14 protein-coding genes are annotated in these 15,162 nt (G+C 73.8%); 8 read left to right on the forward strand and 6 right to left on the reverse strand.

All coding sequences use genetic code 11. From position 1 onward, the window contains the following. Together ABGB11_RS07935 and ABGB11_RS07940 are read right to left on the reverse strand one after the other, a co-directional pair. Positions 1 to 681, reverse strand: coding sequence for a hypothetical protein (locus ABGB11_RS07935; protein WP_347630347.1), 681 nt, complete (start codon positions 679 to 681; stop codon positions 1 to 3). A gap of 21 nt (positions 682 to 702) precedes the next feature. Then, positions 703 to 1,716 (reverse strand): hypothetical protein, encoded by a 1,014-nt coding sequence (locus ABGB11_RS07940; protein WP_347630349.1) that lies wholly within the window; start codon positions 1,714 to 1,716, stop codon positions 703 to 705. Positions 1,717 to 1,852: 136 nt separating this feature from the next. On the opposite strand from ABGB11_RS07940, the gene ABGB11_RS07945 reads away from it, so the two are divergent. Further along, entirely contained in the window at positions 1,853 to 3,004 is a 1,152-nt protein-coding gene (locus ABGB11_RS07945) for a histidine kinase (protein ID WP_347630351.1), read from the forward strand. A 76-nt stretch (positions 3,005 to 3,080) separates the two neighbouring features. Then, positions 3,081 to 5,198, forward strand: coding sequence for an excinuclease ABC subunit UvrB (gene uvrB / locus ABGB11_RS07950; protein WP_347630353.1), 2,118 nt, complete (start codon positions 3,081 to 3,083; stop codon positions 5,196 to 5,198). On the opposite strand, the gene ABGB11_RS07955 is transcribed toward uvrB, so the two are convergent. Together ABGB11_RS07955 and ABGB11_RS07960 are read right to left on the reverse strand one after the other, a co-directional pair. Further along, entirely contained in the window at positions 5,191 to 6,027 is an 837-nt protein-coding gene (locus ABGB11_RS07955) for a GNAT family N-acetyltransferase (RefSeq protein ID WP_347630355.1), read from the reverse strand. The genes uvrB and ABGB11_RS07955 overlap by 8 nt on opposite strands. Before the next feature lie 10 nt (positions 6,028 to 6,037). After that, entirely contained in the window at positions 6,038 to 6,637 is a 600-nt protein-coding gene (locus ABGB11_RS07960) for a hypothetical protein (protein WP_347630357.1), read from the reverse strand. 256 nt (positions 6,638 to 6,893) lie between these two features. Between ABGB11_RS07960 and ABGB11_RS07965 the strand changes: the two genes are divergently transcribed. The 4 genes from ABGB11_RS07965 (at position 6,894) to ABGB11_RS07980 (ending at position 9,888) form a co-directional block, all read left to right on the forward strand. Next, positions 6,894 to 7,088: a hypothetical protein gene (locus tag ABGB11_RS07965; RefSeq protein WP_347630359.1), complete on the forward strand. Its 195-nt coding sequence runs from the start codon at positions 6,894 to 6,896 to the stop codon at positions 7,086 to 7,088. A gap of 33 nt (positions 7,089 to 7,121) precedes the next feature. Beyond that, on the forward strand, positions 7,122 to 8,234 hold the full coding sequence (locus ABGB11_RS07970; protein WP_347630361.1) for an ADP-ribosylglycohydrolase family protein: 1,113 nt from the start codon (positions 7,122 to 7,124) through the stop codon (positions 8,232 to 8,234). A gap of 51 nt (positions 8,235 to 8,285) precedes the next feature. Further along, positions 8,286 to 8,783 (forward strand): GNAT family N-acetyltransferase, encoded by a 498-nt coding sequence (locus ABGB11_RS07975; protein ID WP_347630363.1) that lies wholly within the window; start codon positions 8,286 to 8,288, stop codon positions 8,781 to 8,783. A 70-nt stretch (positions 8,784 to 8,853) separates the two neighbouring features. Then, positions 8,854 to 9,888: an SGNH/GDSL hydrolase family protein gene (locus ABGB11_RS07980; protein ID WP_347630365.1), complete on the forward strand. Its 1,035-nt coding sequence runs from the start codon at positions 8,854 to 8,856 to the stop codon at positions 9,886 to 9,888. Here ABGB11_RS07980 and ABGB11_RS07985 read toward each other — a convergent pair. Further along, entirely contained in the window at positions 9,885 to 10,466 is a 582-nt protein-coding gene (locus tag ABGB11_RS07985; RefSeq protein WP_347630367.1) for a TetR family transcriptional regulator, read from the reverse strand. The two genes, ABGB11_RS07980 and ABGB11_RS07985, sit on opposite strands and share 4 nt — an antisense overlap. A 71-nt stretch (positions 10,467 to 10,537) precedes the next feature. Here ABGB11_RS07985 and ABGB11_RS07990 point away from each other — a divergent pair, with 71 nt between their 5' ends. Beyond that, the gene (locus ABGB11_RS07990) at positions 10,538 to 11,113 is read left to right on the forward strand and encodes a dihydrofolate reductase family protein (protein WP_347630368.1); all 576 of its coding nucleotides are present in this window, start codon (positions 10,538 to 10,540) and stop codon (positions 11,111 to 11,113) included. Here ABGB11_RS07990 and ABGB11_RS07995 read toward each other — a convergent pair. Further along, the gene (locus ABGB11_RS07995) at positions 11,097 to 13,985 is read right to left on the reverse strand and encodes a BTAD domain-containing putative transcriptional regulator (RefSeq protein WP_347630370.1); all 2,889 of its coding nucleotides are present in this window, start codon (positions 13,983 to 13,985) and stop codon (positions 11,097 to 11,099) included. The two genes, ABGB11_RS07990 and ABGB11_RS07995, sit on opposite strands and share 17 nt — an antisense overlap. A 101-nt stretch (positions 13,986 to 14,086) precedes the next feature. Between ABGB11_RS07995 and ABGB11_RS08000 the strand changes: the two genes are divergently transcribed. Beyond that, positions 14,087 to 15,145, forward strand: coding sequence for a class I SAM-dependent methyltransferase (locus ABGB11_RS08000; protein ID WP_347630372.1), 1,059 nt, complete (start codon positions 14,087 to 14,089; stop codon positions 15,143 to 15,145). Positions 15,146 to 15,162 lie beyond the last annotated feature (17 nt).

A 15,162-nucleotide genomic window follows, 5' to 3' on the forward strand; every position in this document is an offset into this window, starting at 1 on the left:
CTACCGGCCCGCCGAGCAGTGGGCCGCGGCGATCCTGCGCGCCGAGCGCCGCAGGGCGCGCACGGTGTCGCCATGGTCGGAATGTGAACGGCGCACGCGGTGCGTGGGAACGTCCAGCGGGCCGAGCGACAGGTCGCCGCCGCCCGGGGCCTGGCGGCCCAGCGCGATCGTGGCCGCGTCCCTGCCGTCCTCGATGAGCGTGCTGTGGAACACGCCCGCGGGCAAGGTGTAGGACTCGCCCGTCCGGTGCGTGCTGGACGGGCCGGGCGAGCAGCGGACGGCGCGCCCGGTCGCCGTCAGCTCGTCGACGCCGTCCTGGCTGACGACCTCGAAGATCTGCTGCTCGGCGCCGCCGGAGGCGTCGTCGACGTCCATGCGCACGTTCCGTACCGTCCCGTAGAGGACGAAACTGACAAGGTCCCAGCTGTGGCAGTGCACCGGCGACGTGGTGGACGGGGCGGGCCGCACCTCCGGCGTCCAGATGTGCAGGCACACGCCGAGGTCGCCGCTGCGCTCCACGGGGAGGCACAGGAAGCCGAGCGGGTGCCGCACCGCCGGGACGGGCGGGCCTCCGGCCGCGGCGCCGTCCAGGACCTCGCCGAGGACGCCCTCCGCCCACGCGGGCAGCGTCCGCGCCGCGGTCCCGGCGCGGATCTCCTCCCGGATCTCCTCGTACCTCACGGCGGCGGCCTCATCCGGTCATCACTCGTACGGGTCCTTGGCACGCAGCCCCTTCCGGATGATCTCGATGACGTCGCGGTCGGTGTAGGACGGCGCGAGGTCGATCCCGATCACCTCGAAGAGCTTGCGGGCCTCCTCGACCGTGGGCTCGTCGTCCAGCGGCGCCAGCCGGGCCTGCTCGACCGGGACGCGGCGCGCCTGGTCCAGGCTGGTCTGGAGCTCCGCGCTCACCCAGCTGTAGTAGAACTTGCTGCTGTCGACGACCAGCGCCTCGCCGCGCGGGTCGTCGCGGGTGACCACCACGCGCGAGGACGACAGGTCGTAGCGGAGCGTCGTCATGGTCTGCGCCAGGCCGATGTCGATGTCGAGCATCGCGAACCGCTGCTTGTGCCAGCACGCGGCAAGGAGCGTGGCGTACGCCTCCTTGCGCGTCCGCTCCAGCGTCCACGGCTCGCCGGTCGCGTCCGGGCCGTCCGCCACCGAGCGGCGGTGCCGCGCGTACGCCTCGCACACCTCCACGTTCGTCGGGTCGAGGATCTCCAGGCGGAACAGCAGGGTCCGCCGCTCCCTCCGGGCGGCGCTCACGCACTCGGGCAGCGTCCGGGCACGGATGTAGGTCCCCGTCCCGCCCTTGAAGAACCAGCGGTCGGTGTCGCGGCGGGCCTCCGCCAGCACCTGCGCCACCTGCGCCCCGCTGATGACCCGGACGACCGCCGTCTCGTCCAGCGCCCGCTTGGTGTCGGACAGGACGCCCTCGAACGTCTCGATGTGGGCGAGCTTGCCGCTCAGGTCGTCGAGCGTGGCCGAGGACGCGCGCAGCGTGTCGCGGACCTCCGCCTCGACCGGGATCCGGCGCCCGCGGTCCCGCAGCACCGACGTCGCCAGCAGGCCGATCACGGCGAGGATCCCGCTGTTGGTGATCTCGTCCTCGTTCGGCAGGTTCACCCCGAGCCCGAGGATCGCGACGATCACGGCCAGCACGAGCGCGATCACCGCGTCGGCGTTCTTCCCGAACCAGTCGGTGAATCGGGTCATGGTCGGTGGCTACCCCGTCCCTCATTGGCGCGTCGTTCATCGTAACCAGGGGTCATGGGCCGGAAAAGCCTCGCAGGTAAGGGGTTCGCTCACGTGTGCGACAATCCGCCCCTCCGGTCGCTATAGGCTCGTCGCCATGCACGTGCGGGGCTGGGTGGCGGGGGCATGGCCCACGCGGCGTTCGCGTGCCTTCGACATCGCGCTGGCCCTCACCCTCGCCACCTTCGACAGCATCTTCCTGTGGTTCGCCGACCAGATGTTCTGGCTCCCGCCGCCGGTCGTGTCGGTCTGCAGCGCCGTCCTCGGGCTGGCCCTGGTCGTGCGGCGCCTCCACCCCGTGGGGCTCACCGTGTTCATGGTGGTGTTCGGCACCATCACCGGTGCGGGGGTCTTCGCGGCCCTGGTCATCCTGTACTCGCTCGCCGCCTACACCACCTCCCGCCGGACGGTGGTGGTGCTCGCGGTCACCGCCTACGTCGCCGGGCTGGCGTTCCCCTCCCCGACGTCGAACACCGAGAGCTTCCTCGCGCAGTCCATCTTCGGCATCGCGTTCGTGGCCGTCCCCGTCCTGCTCGGCCTCTACATGGGCGCGCGCAAGCAGCTGATCGCGTCGCTCCAGGAGCGCACGGCGCGGCTCGAACGCGAGCAGCACCTCCTCGCCGAGCGCGCGCGGGGCGAGGAGCGCACCCGCATCGCCCGGGAGATGCACGACGTCGTCGCCAACCGGATCAGCGTCATGGTCGTCCACGCGGGCGCGCTCAAGGCGATCGCCGTCCGCGACCCCGCCCGCGCCGCGGAGACCGCCTCCGTCATCGGCGACATGGGCCGCCAGGCGCTGGAGGAGCTCCGCCACGTCATCGGCGTGCTCAGGCAGGGCGAGAACGCCCTCCCGCAGGAGGCGGTGACCCTCGCCCACGTCCGCGAGCTGGTCGACCAGTCCGGCGCCGCCGGGCTCCGCGTCGACCTGATGATCCGCGGCGAGGAGCGCCCGATGCCCGTCGCCGTCGGGCGGACGGTCTACCGCCTCGTCCAGGAGGCCCTCACCAACGTGCACAAGCACGCCGGGGCCGCCGACACCCGCGTCGACCTCGGCCTGCTGCCCGAGGCGATCGAGGTGGAGATCGCCAACGAGCCGTCCACGGCCCCGCCCGAGCACCGGCTGCCGAGCGGCGGGAACGGACTGGTCGGGCTGCGCGAGCGGGTCACCGCCCTCGGCGGCAGCTTCGACGCCGGACCGCGGAAGGGCGGCTACGCCGTCCGCGCCAGGATCCCGCTCCCGGCGTCCTGAGCCGCCCGGGCCGGAATGTCGCACCCCCTGCATACAGTTGGAGAGCAGGGAGTACGCCGGACCAGGGAGATGCCGAATGCGCCCGATCACGGATCTGCGGCGCCGGGTGGCGCCGTTCGAGGTCGTCACCGAGATGACGCCGTCGGGCGACCAGCCGCAGGCGATCGCCGAGCTCACCGCCCGCGTCCAGGGCGGCGAGAAGGACGCCGTGCTGCTCGGCGCCACCGGCACCGGCAAGACCGCCACGATCGCCTGGCTGGTGGAGAAGCTGCAGCGGCCCGTCCTCGTGATGCAGCCGAACAAGACCCTCGCCGCCCAGTTCGCCAACGAGCTGCGCGAGATGCTGCCGAACAACGCCGTCGAGTACTTCGTCTCGTACTACGACTACTACCAGCCCGAGGCGTACATCCCGCAGACCGACACCTACATCGAGAAGGACTCCTCGATCAACGACGAGGTCGACCGGCTGCGGCACTCGGCGACCAACTCGCTGCTCACCCGCCGCGACACCGTCGTCGTCGCGTCGGTGTCCTGCATCTACGGCCTCGGAACGCCGCAGGAGTACGTCGACCGGATGGTCCGCCTGCACGTCGGCCAGGAGATCGACCGCGACGACCTGCTCCGCCAGCTCGTCGGCATGCAGTACACCCGCAACGACCTCGCCTTCACCCGCGGCACCTTCCGGGTCCGCGGCGACACGATCGAGATCATCCCGCAGTACGAGGAGCTCGCCGTCCGGATCGAGATGTTCGGCGACGAGATCGAGAAGCTCGCCACCCTGCATCCGCTCACCGGCGAGCTGATCACCGAGGACGACGAGCTGTACGTCTTCCCCGCCTCCCACTACGTCGCCGGGCCCGAGCGGATGGAGAGGGCGATCCGCGACATCGAGGCCGAGCTGGAGGAGACCCTCGCCGTCATGGAGCGGCAGGGCAAGATGCTGGAGGCGCAGCGGCTGCGGATGCGCACCGCCTACGACATCGAGATGATGCGCCAGGTCGGCACCTGCTCCGGCATCGAGAACTACTCCCGGCACATCGACGGCCGCGGCCCCGGCAGCGCCCCCAACACCCTTCTCGACTACTTCCCGGAGGACTTCCTCCTCGTCATCGACGAGTCCCACCAGACCGTCCCGCAGATCGGCGCCATGTACGAGGGCGACGCGTCCCGCAAGCGGATGCTGGTCGAGCACGGGTTCCGGCTGCCGTCCGCCATGGACAACCGGCCGCTGAAGTGGGAGGAGTTCCTCGACCGGATCGGCCAGACCGTCTACCTGTCGGCGACGCCCGGCCCCTACGAGATGAACCGCGTCCAGGGCGACGTCGTCGAGCAGGTCATCCGACCCACCGGCCTCATCGACCCCGAGATCGTCGTCAAGCCCACCAAGGGCCAGATCGACGACCTCGTCCACGAGATTCGCGAGCGCACCGACCGCGACGAGCGCGTCCTCGTCACCACGCTCACCAAGAAGATGGCCGAGGACCTCACCGACTACCTCCTCGAACTCGGCATCCAGGTCCGCTACCTGCACAGCGAGGTCGACACGCTGCGCCGCATCGAGCTGCTCCGCGAGCTGCGCGCCGGCGAGTTCGACGTCCTCGTCGGCATCAACCTGCTGCGCGAGGGCCTCGACCTGCCCGAGGTCTCCCTCGTCGCGATCCTGGACGCCGACAAGGAGGGGTTCCTGCGCTCCGAGACGTCCCTCATCCAGACGATCGGCCGCGCGGCCCGCAACGTGTCCGGCCAGGTGCACATGTACGCCGACACGGTGACCCCGTCCATGGAGCGGGCGATCGACGAGACGAACCGGCGCCGCGCGAAGCAGCAGGCGTACAACGAGGAGCACGGCATCGAGCCGCAGGCGCTCCGCAAGCGCATCGCCGACATCCTCGACTCCCTGGCCCGCGAGGACGCCGACACCGAGACCCTCATCGGCGGCGCCGGGCGCCAGCAGTCCCGCGGCAAGGCCCCCGTCCCGGGCCTCGCGTCCCGCACCAGGGACGTCGGCCGGCACGCCGCCGACCTGGTCGGCGAGCGGCCCCGCGAGGAGCTGGAGGCCCTCATCGAGCAGATGACCGAGCAGATGCACCAGGCCGCCACCGATCTGCAGTTCGAGCTGGCGGCCCGCCTCCGCGACGAGATCAAGGAGCTCAAGCGCGAGCTGCGCGACATGAAGGAGGCCGGCGTCAGGTGAACGCCAGCACCACCCGGTCCTCCACCGGCCGGTAGCCGATCCGCCGGTAGACGCCGTTGCTCGTCGGGTTCCCGAGGTCGGTGAACAGCACGACCTCGGAGGCCCCGGCGTTCTGCGCGTTCCTGGTCGCCGCCGCGGTGACCGCGGCGCCGTAGCCGCGCCGGCGGTGCCCGGCCGGCGTGTACACGGGCGCCACCCGCGCCATCCCGCCGACGGCCTGGGTCCGCCCGGCCATCGCCACCGGCCGCCCGCCGGCCTCCCACAGCAGGACGCCGCCCGCGCGGAGCCGCCCGTCGATCAGCGCCGTGTCCACCTCGCCGTGGTCGCCGGCGTCCCGGTGGAACTGCGCGAACCAGTCCAGCACCAGGTCGCGGTCGGCGTCCCCGGCGACGCGCGCCGCACCGTCCGGCGGCGGGCCGGGGGCCTCCAGCCGGTCCAGCCGGTAGAGCCGCTGCCGCATCACCACCCGTGACGCCGTCCCGGTCCGGCCGGTCCACGCCCGCGCGAACGCCTCGGCGGCGCCGGGCGTCCCGTCGACCCCCCGCGCGGTCGCGCCCCGCGCGGCGAGCGCGTCCGCGAGGTCCCGCGCGGTCTCGTCCGGCATCGCGCTCAGCAACGGCGGGTGCGCGCCGGCCCACAGGACGGTGGCCGCGACCCCTCCGTCCCGCGGCCACCATCCGAACAGCGCGCCCTCGGAGGGGCCGGGCCCCTGCTTCCGCATCGCCTCGGTCACGGTGAGCGCGACGGTGTTGCGGACGGGGTCGGCCCGCAGGAAGGCGCCCGCCCGCGCACGGAACTCTTCGAGATCACTGGTCAGCGTCCAGGCCATGCCTCCAGCATCACCGCGGTCCGCCCGCCACCGCACCCGCTTTCGCGGCGTGCCTGGGGGCCTGACCCGGCCATGACCGCGCCCTCCTCCGCCGGACGCAGTAGGCGGCGGTGGCGACGGCGAGCAGCGGGCCCCACGCCAGGAGCGGCCCGTAGGTCGCGACGAACAGGACGAGCCGCCACCCTTCGATGTGGACCGTGCTCCCGTCCGGCGCGGTGAACGTGTCGAAACCGGACACGCGCGAGGAGGTGATGAGGATCAGGAGCAGAGCGCCGATGCTCGCGGGCAGGACGGCCGCCAGGGTCGGCACCCGGCGGCCGCCGACGACGGGCATCCAGGACGGGAACACCTCGCCCCACTGGCTCACCAGCCCCACCCCGAGGAAGGCGAGGAACTCGCTGACGATGCTCAGCAGGATCGTGTACGCCCACATCGGCACCCAGCCGGGCACGTCGCCGTGCGTGTCGGCGCCGTCCGCCATGATCGGGCCGATCGGCGCGCCGAAGCCCAGCGCGATCCGCCAGATGCAGGACGGCAGCACGAGCAGGCTGGCGCCGTAGGCGGCCCACACCCCCCACCGCGGCGCACCGTCGACGGTCCTTCCATGCACGCGCCGCACGATGGACACAGCGTTCCCAGCCATAGACCAGGCCCTTCTCGCTCATAGGGAAACGTTCAGAGCAAGTGAACGGCCGCCAGGAACACCGGGACCTCCCTCCCGCGGGTGATCCACCTCCCCACCCAGACGGAAACCCCCTCGCCGCAGGGCCTGGTTGGGCGGTACGTGCGGAACACTGTGCCGATGGACGCAGGCATCGCCGCCCTCCTCGGCGCCGCACTCGGTTCATTCACGACCCTCGATGGCGGTGGCGGCGCAGCGCGTCCAGGACGCGTCGGAACGGCTGTCCGAGGTCATGCGGCGGATGGTGGAGGACGCGCACGCGGGGGACACCACCCGCAAGGCCGAGGACGAGGCGGCCGCGGTGGAGCGTGAACGTCGCCTCTACGAGACGGTCAAGGAGTTCCGCGCGAAGGCCCGCGACGTTCTCGGTGCCGGGTGAGGGCAGGGGACGGTGTCGTTACCGTGTCCGGTTATGGCGGAGACGACGGGTGATCGGATGCGCGGGTGCCTGTTCGGCGGGGCGGTCGGGGAGGCGCTGGGGCGGCCCGTGGAGGGCATGTCGCTGGAGGAGATCCGGGAGGCGTACGGGCCCGGCGGCGTGACCGGGTACACGGGGCGGCCCGAGATCGGGGAGGCCACGCAGCTCTGCCTGCTCACCGCGCAGGCGGGCCTCCAGGCGTCCATCCGGGCCCGCTCCAGGGGGATCGGCGGCGCGTACTTCGGGCTGGTGCAGTCGAACTACCTCTCGTGGATGAGGGTCCAGGGCGAGCGGTTCCCGGCGGGTGACCTGGTCGCGGCCGGGCCGGCGTCGCGCGACCCGGCCGTGATGGCCCGCCGGGGCGTCAGCCGCACCACCCGGGCCGCGCTCGTCGCGGCGGGGGAGCGCGGCAAGCCGGGATGGCCGCTCGGCACGGTCGACGAGCCCGTCAATGACTCGAAGGGCTGCGCCGGGACGGTCCGCGCGGCACCGGCCGGATTCGGATACCCGGATCCCGAGGCCGTGTTCACGCGTGGCCAGGGCACGGCGGCCCTCACCCACGGCCACCCGTCGGGTCGCCTGCCCGCCGGGACGCTCGCCGTGGCGGTGTCGGCGCTCGTCCACGGCGCGGACCTCGCCGTCGCCGTGCGGCAGGCCGTGGCGGAGCTCCGCAAGCACCCCGGTCACGAGGAGACGGCCGCCGCGCTCGACCGGGCCGTCGAGCTGGCGGGGAGCGGCCGGCCCTCCCCCCGGCGGCTGGAAGGCCTGGGACGCGGCTTCACCGGCCCCGAGGCGCTCGCCATCGCCGTCTACGCCGCGCTCGCCGCGGAGGCCGGGGGAGGGTACCCGCTGGAGATCGTCCCGCGCGGGCTGCTCCTCGCCGTCAACCACTCCGGCGACAGCGACTCGACCGGCGCCCTCGCCGGCCACCTGCTCGGCGCGCGGTACGGCGCGCGGGCCGTCCCCGAGCACTGGCGCGACACGGTCGAGGGCGGCGCCGCCATCGTCGAGCTCGCCCACGGCAGCGAGATCGAGTTCGGCCCCAACCCGCCGGCCGACTCCTACGGCGAGCCCCCGCTGGACTGGCACATGCGCTTCTACTCCTGACCCGCCCCTTAATGGGGCGACGGCTCGCGCGGCGCGGCCTACGATCGCGGCATGGACTACACGGTTCGCCTCGCCGGCCCTGAAGACCTGCCAGGACTGGGGGCGATCGAGAACTCGGGCGACCCCATGTTCCACGAGATCGGGATCGTGTTCCCGCCCGGCCCGCCCGTGGTCGAGCACATGATCGCCAAGGGCGCGGAGATCGTGGTGGCGGGCGACCCGCCGGTCGGGTTCGCGGCCGTCGAGGAGGTCGACGGGGCCGTCCACCTGGAGCAGATCTCGGTGCGCGCCGACCTGGTGGGGCGGGGGATCGGCGCCCGGCTGCTGGACGAGGTGAAGGCGCGGGCCGCCGCCGCGGGGTCGCCCGGGGTCAGCCTGCTGACGTTCCGGGACGTCGCGTGGAACGGCCCCTGGTACGCCCGGCACGGGTTCGCCGAACTTCCCCAGGACCACTGGGGGCCGGGGCTCAGGGCCCACTGGGACGCCGAGATCGAGGCCGGCCTGCACGAACTCGGCCCGCGCCTCATCATGTGGGCGCCGCTGAAATAGATCTACAATGTAAAGGCGGGAACCCGGGGCGGCTCATGGACGTCTGGCCCATGGGACGCGAAGGAGAACGATGATCAGCCCGGTCGCATGGGTGCGGGACCGGCTCGGCCAGCGGGGAACCGCGCTCGCCCTGCTGGTGGTGCTGCTGGCCCTGGCCGTCGTCCCGCTGGTGGTGCTGCCGGCGGCGCGGTGCGAGGTCTTCGGGAGCGGGTGCCGGACGCCGGAGCCGGAGGCGCGGGCCGACCCGGTGGCGGCCGCGAAGGCGCCGACGCCGCTGGAGGTGGCGACGCGCGGTTCCTATGTCGCGCTCGGCGACTCCTACTCGGCGGGCGTCGGCGCGGAGGCGACGGTGGCCGACCAGAACCCGCTCGATCGCTGCCACCGGACGTCCGCGGCGTACTACCACGAGGTCGTGAAGGCGTTCCGCTTCGCGAAGGGCGGCGCGTTCTGGGCGTGCTCCGGCGCCAAGACCGGCGACGTGCTGAAGGGGCGGGGCGGTGAGCCCCCGCAGATCGGGCGCCTCGGCGCCGACACGAGCCTGGTGACGATCAGCATCGGCGGCAACGACGTCGGGTTCTCCAAGGTGCTGGCGGGCTGCGTGGTGCGGCTGCCGTGGAGCAAGGGGTGCACCGCGCAGGGCGAGGAGATCGCCGGGCGGATGGCCGAGCTCCGCCGCAGCCTGCCGGACCTCCTCGCGAAGATCACCGAGCGGGCGCCCCGGGCACGGGTGATCGTGATGGGGTACCCGAAGGCGTTCTCCGAGGTCAGCGGGGCGGACGGGGACAACATCACGGTGTCGGACCAGCGCTGGCTGAACGCGCGCACCTACGACCTGGACCGGCTGATCCGGCAGTCGGTGGTGGAGGCCGACGCGCGGAAGGTCTCCGGGCGCCGTCCCGGCAGCGTGGAGTTCGTGGACGCCTACAGCGCGTTCGCCGGCCACGAGGTGGGCAGCAAGGACGCCTACATGAACGGCCTGACGCTGAACCTGTCGGCGCTGGAGGCGGAGCCGCGCAGCTACCACCCGACGGTCGCGGGCCAGCGGGCGCTCTCCCGGCTCTTCGTCGACCAGATCAGGAAGGGCCCCGGCCGGCCGCTGTCCTAGCGGTCCCCGCGCGGGGCGGCGCGCTCCACCGCGAGCCCCACCAGTTCCTGGACCTCCTCGTCGGAGAACACGTCCGGCAGGGTCAGGTGCTCGACGATCAGCCAGTTGAGGGCGAGGTAGAGCAGGCGGACCGAGGTGGCGTCGCCGGGCAGGCCGGAGTCGAGGTGCTGGGCGATGTTGGTCTCGACGTCCTTGCGCACCCGCTCGGTCAGGACGGTGCGCAGGGCGGGCCGGCGCGTCGCCTCCAGGCGCAGTTCCAGCAGCGCGAGGTAGCCGGTGCGGAACTCGGAGATCCGGCCGACGGTCTCCCGCAGGAGCCCGGTGACCTTGGCCAGGTCGCGCGGGCCCTCGTGCATCCCGGCCATGGTGGCGGCGTCCGGTGTGAGGCGCTCGTAGATGCGGCCGCCCGCCTGGGTGAACAGGTCGTCCCGGTTGGCGAAGTAGTTGGAGGCGGTGCCGGTCGGCACGCCCGCCTCGGAGTCCACGGCGCGGAACGTCAGCCCGCGCGCGCCCTCCCTGGCCAGCACCTCGATGGCGGCGTCGACGAGGGCCGCCCTCCGTTCGGTGTTCCGCCGCATGTTGACACCACTCCATCTGTAGTACTACGTTCAAACCACTACAGAGAGAGTACTACGAGTGGAGTGTTGGTATGCGAAAACTCGTCTACTACGTCGGCGTCAGCATCGACGGCTACATCGCCGGCCCCCGCGGCGAGGTCGACTTCTACCCGCTCGGGGACGACATGGCGGCCTGGATCAACGAGCGGTATCCGGAGACCGTCCCGACCCACGTCCGCCCGCAGGCCGGGCTGGAGGACGCTCCCAACAAGCGGTTCGACACGCTGATCATGGGCCTCGGAACCTACCGGCCCGCGCTCGACATCGGCGTGACCAGCCCGTACGCGCACGTCCGCCAGTACGTCGCGTCCACCTCACTGGAGGCGATCGACGATCCGGGCGTCGAGCTGGTGCGGGAACCGCTCGGCACCGTCCGGGAGCTCAAGGCCGAGAAAGGCGACAAGGACATCTGGCTCGCCGGCGGTGGCCGGCTGGCGGCCGTCCTCCTGCCCGAGATCGACGAGCTGATCGTCAAGTCCTACCCGGTGGTGGCCGGAGCGGGGGTCCCGGCCTTCGCGGGCGAGTTCCGTCCCGCCCTGTTCACGCCGGAGCGGCGCGAGTCGTTCGGCAACGGGGCGCAGGTCACCTGGTTCAGCCGGAGTCCGTGACGCCCGCACGCGGGCGCGCGTCCCGAGATCGGGCGTCGATGGCGTTCAGCGCGTACAGGGCGGCGTCGGCCGGGCCGAGCGCGGCGCCCGCCGCGCGCGCCTCGGCCGACCCGTCCGGTCCGAGAGCCGAGAGGGCCCGCGCCTCGACCGCGGCGAGGTCGTCGGCCTCCTGCCCGTAGGGCGCCGGGCCGAGGGCGGCGACGGCGGCGGTGAGGACGATCGCGTCGCGGTGGCCGCCGAGCCGGGAGAGCAGGATGGCGGCCGTCCGCAGCGTCGGCCACTGGTGCGTCCAGTCGCCCTGGCGGCGCCAGTGTCCGATCGCGGTGGCGACCGCCGGCAGCGCGGCCTCGGGCAGGCCGTGCCGGGTCCGGCAGGCGGTGGCGGCGACCAGCGCGACGCCCTCGATCAGCCGGTTGCCGACCTGCCGGGCGGTCCGGACCGCGGTGTCGAGGTCGTGGACGGCGGCGATGCCGTCCCCGGCGGCCGAGATCTCTCCGGCGAGGTAGTGCCGCCAGGCGGCGAGGGTGGGGGCGGCGGCGCGGCCGGCGAGGGCCCGCAGCCGGGCGGCGTGCTCGCGGGCGCCGTCCGGGCGGCCGAGATACACCTCGGCGATGCCGGCCGTCACATGGCCGAGCGTCTGGAAGTAGGGGTCGTCGGCCGTGAGGAGTTCGGTGACCAGTCCGGCCACGGCCTCGGCGCTTCCTCCGTAGCCCGCGGCGTCCGCCAGGAGGAGCGCGGCCATGTTCCGTTCGGGGGCGCCGGGACGGGCCAGGTCGTGGCCGGTGCGGGCGAGGGCCTCCGCGGCCGGCAGGTCACCCCTGTTCAGCGGCCCGATCGCGGCGAGGACGTGCAGGGCGGCCGGGGCGTCGTCTCCGAACGTCTCCAGCGCCCGCGCCGCCCAGTCCGCGGGTTCCAGGACCAGCTGGTGGTAGGCGTAGGCGAGCAGCGCCGCGGTCAGCCGCCGGACGAGGCCGGCGTGCCGTCCGGCGGAGGCCCAGGCGAAGGCCGCGCGCAGGTCGGGCAGGGCGTCGTCGATCCGGGCGGTCCATGCGGCCTCGCCGGGGCCGCGCATCCCGGCGTCGGCCCGTTCCGCGAGGCCGGCGGCCCAGGCGGCGTGCCGGCCCTGGGCGGCGTCGAGGTCGCCGCGGCCCGCGAGCACGTCCCGCCCGTAGCCGCGGAGGGTCTCCAGCAGCGCGAACCGGGCCCGGCCGCCGCGCAGTTCCGCGGTGACCATGGAGCGCTCGACCAGCCGGGCCAGCACGTCGCGGACGTGCTCGGGGTCGCCGTCGCAGACCGCCGCGGCGGCCGGCGCGTCGAAGGAGGCGGGGAAGACCGACAGGTCGGTGAAGACGTCGCGTTCCGCGGGGGCGAGGAGCCGGTAGGACCAGTCGACCGCGGCCCGCAGGGTGCGGTGCCGGCCGGGCTCGGTCGCCCGGACGCCGTGCAGCAGCGCGAACCGGCGGTCGAGCCGGTCGAGCAGGTCGCGGGGCGTGTAGGAGCCCATGCGGGCGGCGGCCATCTCCAGCGCCAGCGGCAGCCCGTCGAGATGGCGGCACAGCGCGGCGACGGTGCCGGCGGCGCCGGGGCCGTCCGCCCGGAAGGCGGGGTTGACGGCGGTCGCGCGCTCGGTGAACAGCCGGACGGCGGGGGAGTCCGGCCCGTCCGCGGACAGCGGGGACAGCGGCGCGACGCACTCTCCGGCGACGCCCGTGCGTTCCTGCGCGGTCACGAGCGCCGTCACGCCGGGGCAGCGGGCGAGGACGGTCGCCACCAGCGACGCGACGGCGTCCAGGACGTGCTCGGCGCCGTCGAGGACGAGGATCATGTCGCGGGCGGCGAGCGCGTCGGCGAGCCGTTCGGGTCCCTGTCCGCTGACGCCCAGTTCCTGGGCGACCGCGTACCAGACCTTGCCGGGGTCGGCGACCGCGGCGAGGTGCACGACGCGGGCGCCGTCGAGGCGGACGGAGGCCTCGGCGGCGGCGACCTCCGCCACCAGGCGCGATTTCCCGACCCCCGCGGGCCCGGTGACGGTGACGAGCGCGTGCTTCTTCAGCAGGTCCAGCACGAACGCGCGTTCGTCCTCCCGTCCGATCAGCGGGGTGAGGGGGCGGGGCGGGCGGCGGGCGGTCCGGAGGGGTTCGGCGGGAGGGGCGGGGTCCGGTTCGGCGAGGATCGTCGCCTGCACGGCTCTGATCGCCGAGGACGGCTCCAGCCCTTCCTCGGCGAGGATCCCGTCGTAGGCGCGGAACGCGGCGAGGGCCTCGGCCTGGCGGCCGGAGCGGTGCAGCGCGAGCATGAGCAGCCGCCACGGCCGTTCCCGTAACGGCTCCGCGACGGTCAGGGCCCGCAGGTCGGCGACGGATTCGGCGAACCGGCCGAGGGTGAGCAGCGCGGCCGCCCTGTCCTCGCGGCAGGAGGCGCGCAGTTCGGCCAGCCGCGTGGCCTCCGCCTGGCCGGGCGGGTGGTGCGCGAGGTCGGTGAAGGCGTCGCCGCGCCACAGCGCGAGCGCCTCGTCCAGGAGGCGGATCCGGTCGGCGGAGGCGGCGGCGGACCGCCCGCGTGCGGCCAGCCGCTCGAACCGTCCCGCGTCGGTCGAGTCGGGGCCGACGGCCAGCAGGTACCCGCCGGGGCTCCGCTGCAGCAGCCCGGGGCCGAGGACGCGGCGCAGCCGCGACACGTAGGACTGGACGGTCGTGGCGGCGGACGCGGGAGGGTCCTCACCCCACAGGGCGTCCACCAGCGGGCCGACCGACACCGGGCACCCGGGTTCCAGCAGCAGCGCCGCCAGCAGGCGCCGCTGGTGCGCGCTGGTGAGGATGATCTCCCGCTCGCCGTCCACCAGCGCCAGCGAGCCGAGCACCCGGAACTCCATGGCCGTGCACCCCCGTGCGGTCGCCGCCGCGTGCAAGCGCCGTGCAAGGCGGCTGCATGTGCCGAGGCCTATCCCTTCGGTAGAGGAGGAAAGGAGACCTCATGACCGAATATAGCCCGGGTGCCCTGTCGGAACGGCTGTTCGGGCAGGCAGTGGCCACGATGGAGGCCGCGGCCGTCTGGCTCGGGGGGCGGCTCGGCTGGTACGCGTCGCTCCATGAGGACGGTCCGGCGACCCCCGAGGAGCTCGCCGGGCGGACCGGGGCGCAGCCCAGGTACGCCACGGAGTGGCTGGAGCAGCAGGCCGTCGCGGGCGTCCTGGTCCGGCTGCCGGACGGCCGGTACGAGCTCCCGGCCGGGCACGCCGAGGCGCTGCTGGACGCCGACAGCCCGGCCTGGACCGAGCCGCTGGTCCGCCAGGTCATGGCGGCGGTGCTGCAACTGCCCGCGATCGCGGAGGCGTACCGGGCCGGGCGGGGCGTGCCCTGGGACGCCTACGGGGAGGACATGTCCAACGCCCAGGGCGACCTCAACCGGCCGATGCTGCTGCACGCCCTGCCCCGCGACTGGGCGCCGCAGATCCCCGGGCTGCGCGAGCGGCTCGCCGCGGGCGCCCGGGTCGCCGACGTCGGCTGCGGGCAGGGCTGGTCGGCGATCGGGCTGGCCAAGGCCCATCCGCGGATCGAGGTCGACGGGTTCGACCTTGACGACGTCGCGCTGGACGCCGCGCGCAAGCACGCCACGGAGGCCGGTGTCGCCGACCGCGTGCGGTTCCATCACGCCGACGCCGCGGCGGGGCTCCCCGGCGACCCGTACGACGTGCTGATGCTGGTGGAGTGCCTGCACGACATGCCGCGTCCCACCGAGGTGCTGGCGGGGATGCGGGACGCGGCGGCGCCGGACGCGGTCGTGCTGGTCGTCGACGAGGCCGCCGACCAGGTCCTCACCACGCCGGGGGACGAGATCCAGCGCCTGCTGTACGGCTTCAGCCTGCTGATCTGCCTGCCCGACTCGCTCAGCCACGAGGGGTCGGCCGGCACCGGCGCGGTCATGCGCCCGGGGACGCTCGCGTCGTACGCGTCGGACGCCGGGTATGACGGGGTGGAGACGCTCGACGTGAGCGACACCGGTTTCTGGCGGATCTACCGGTTGAGGATGTGAGGCCCGGAAGGATGGCG

The organism is Actinomadura sp. B10D3 (assembly GCF_039871695.1).
GTDB classification, from domain to species: Bacteria; Actinomycetota; Actinomycetes; order Streptosporangiales; family Streptosporangiaceae; genus Spirillospora; species Spirillospora madurae.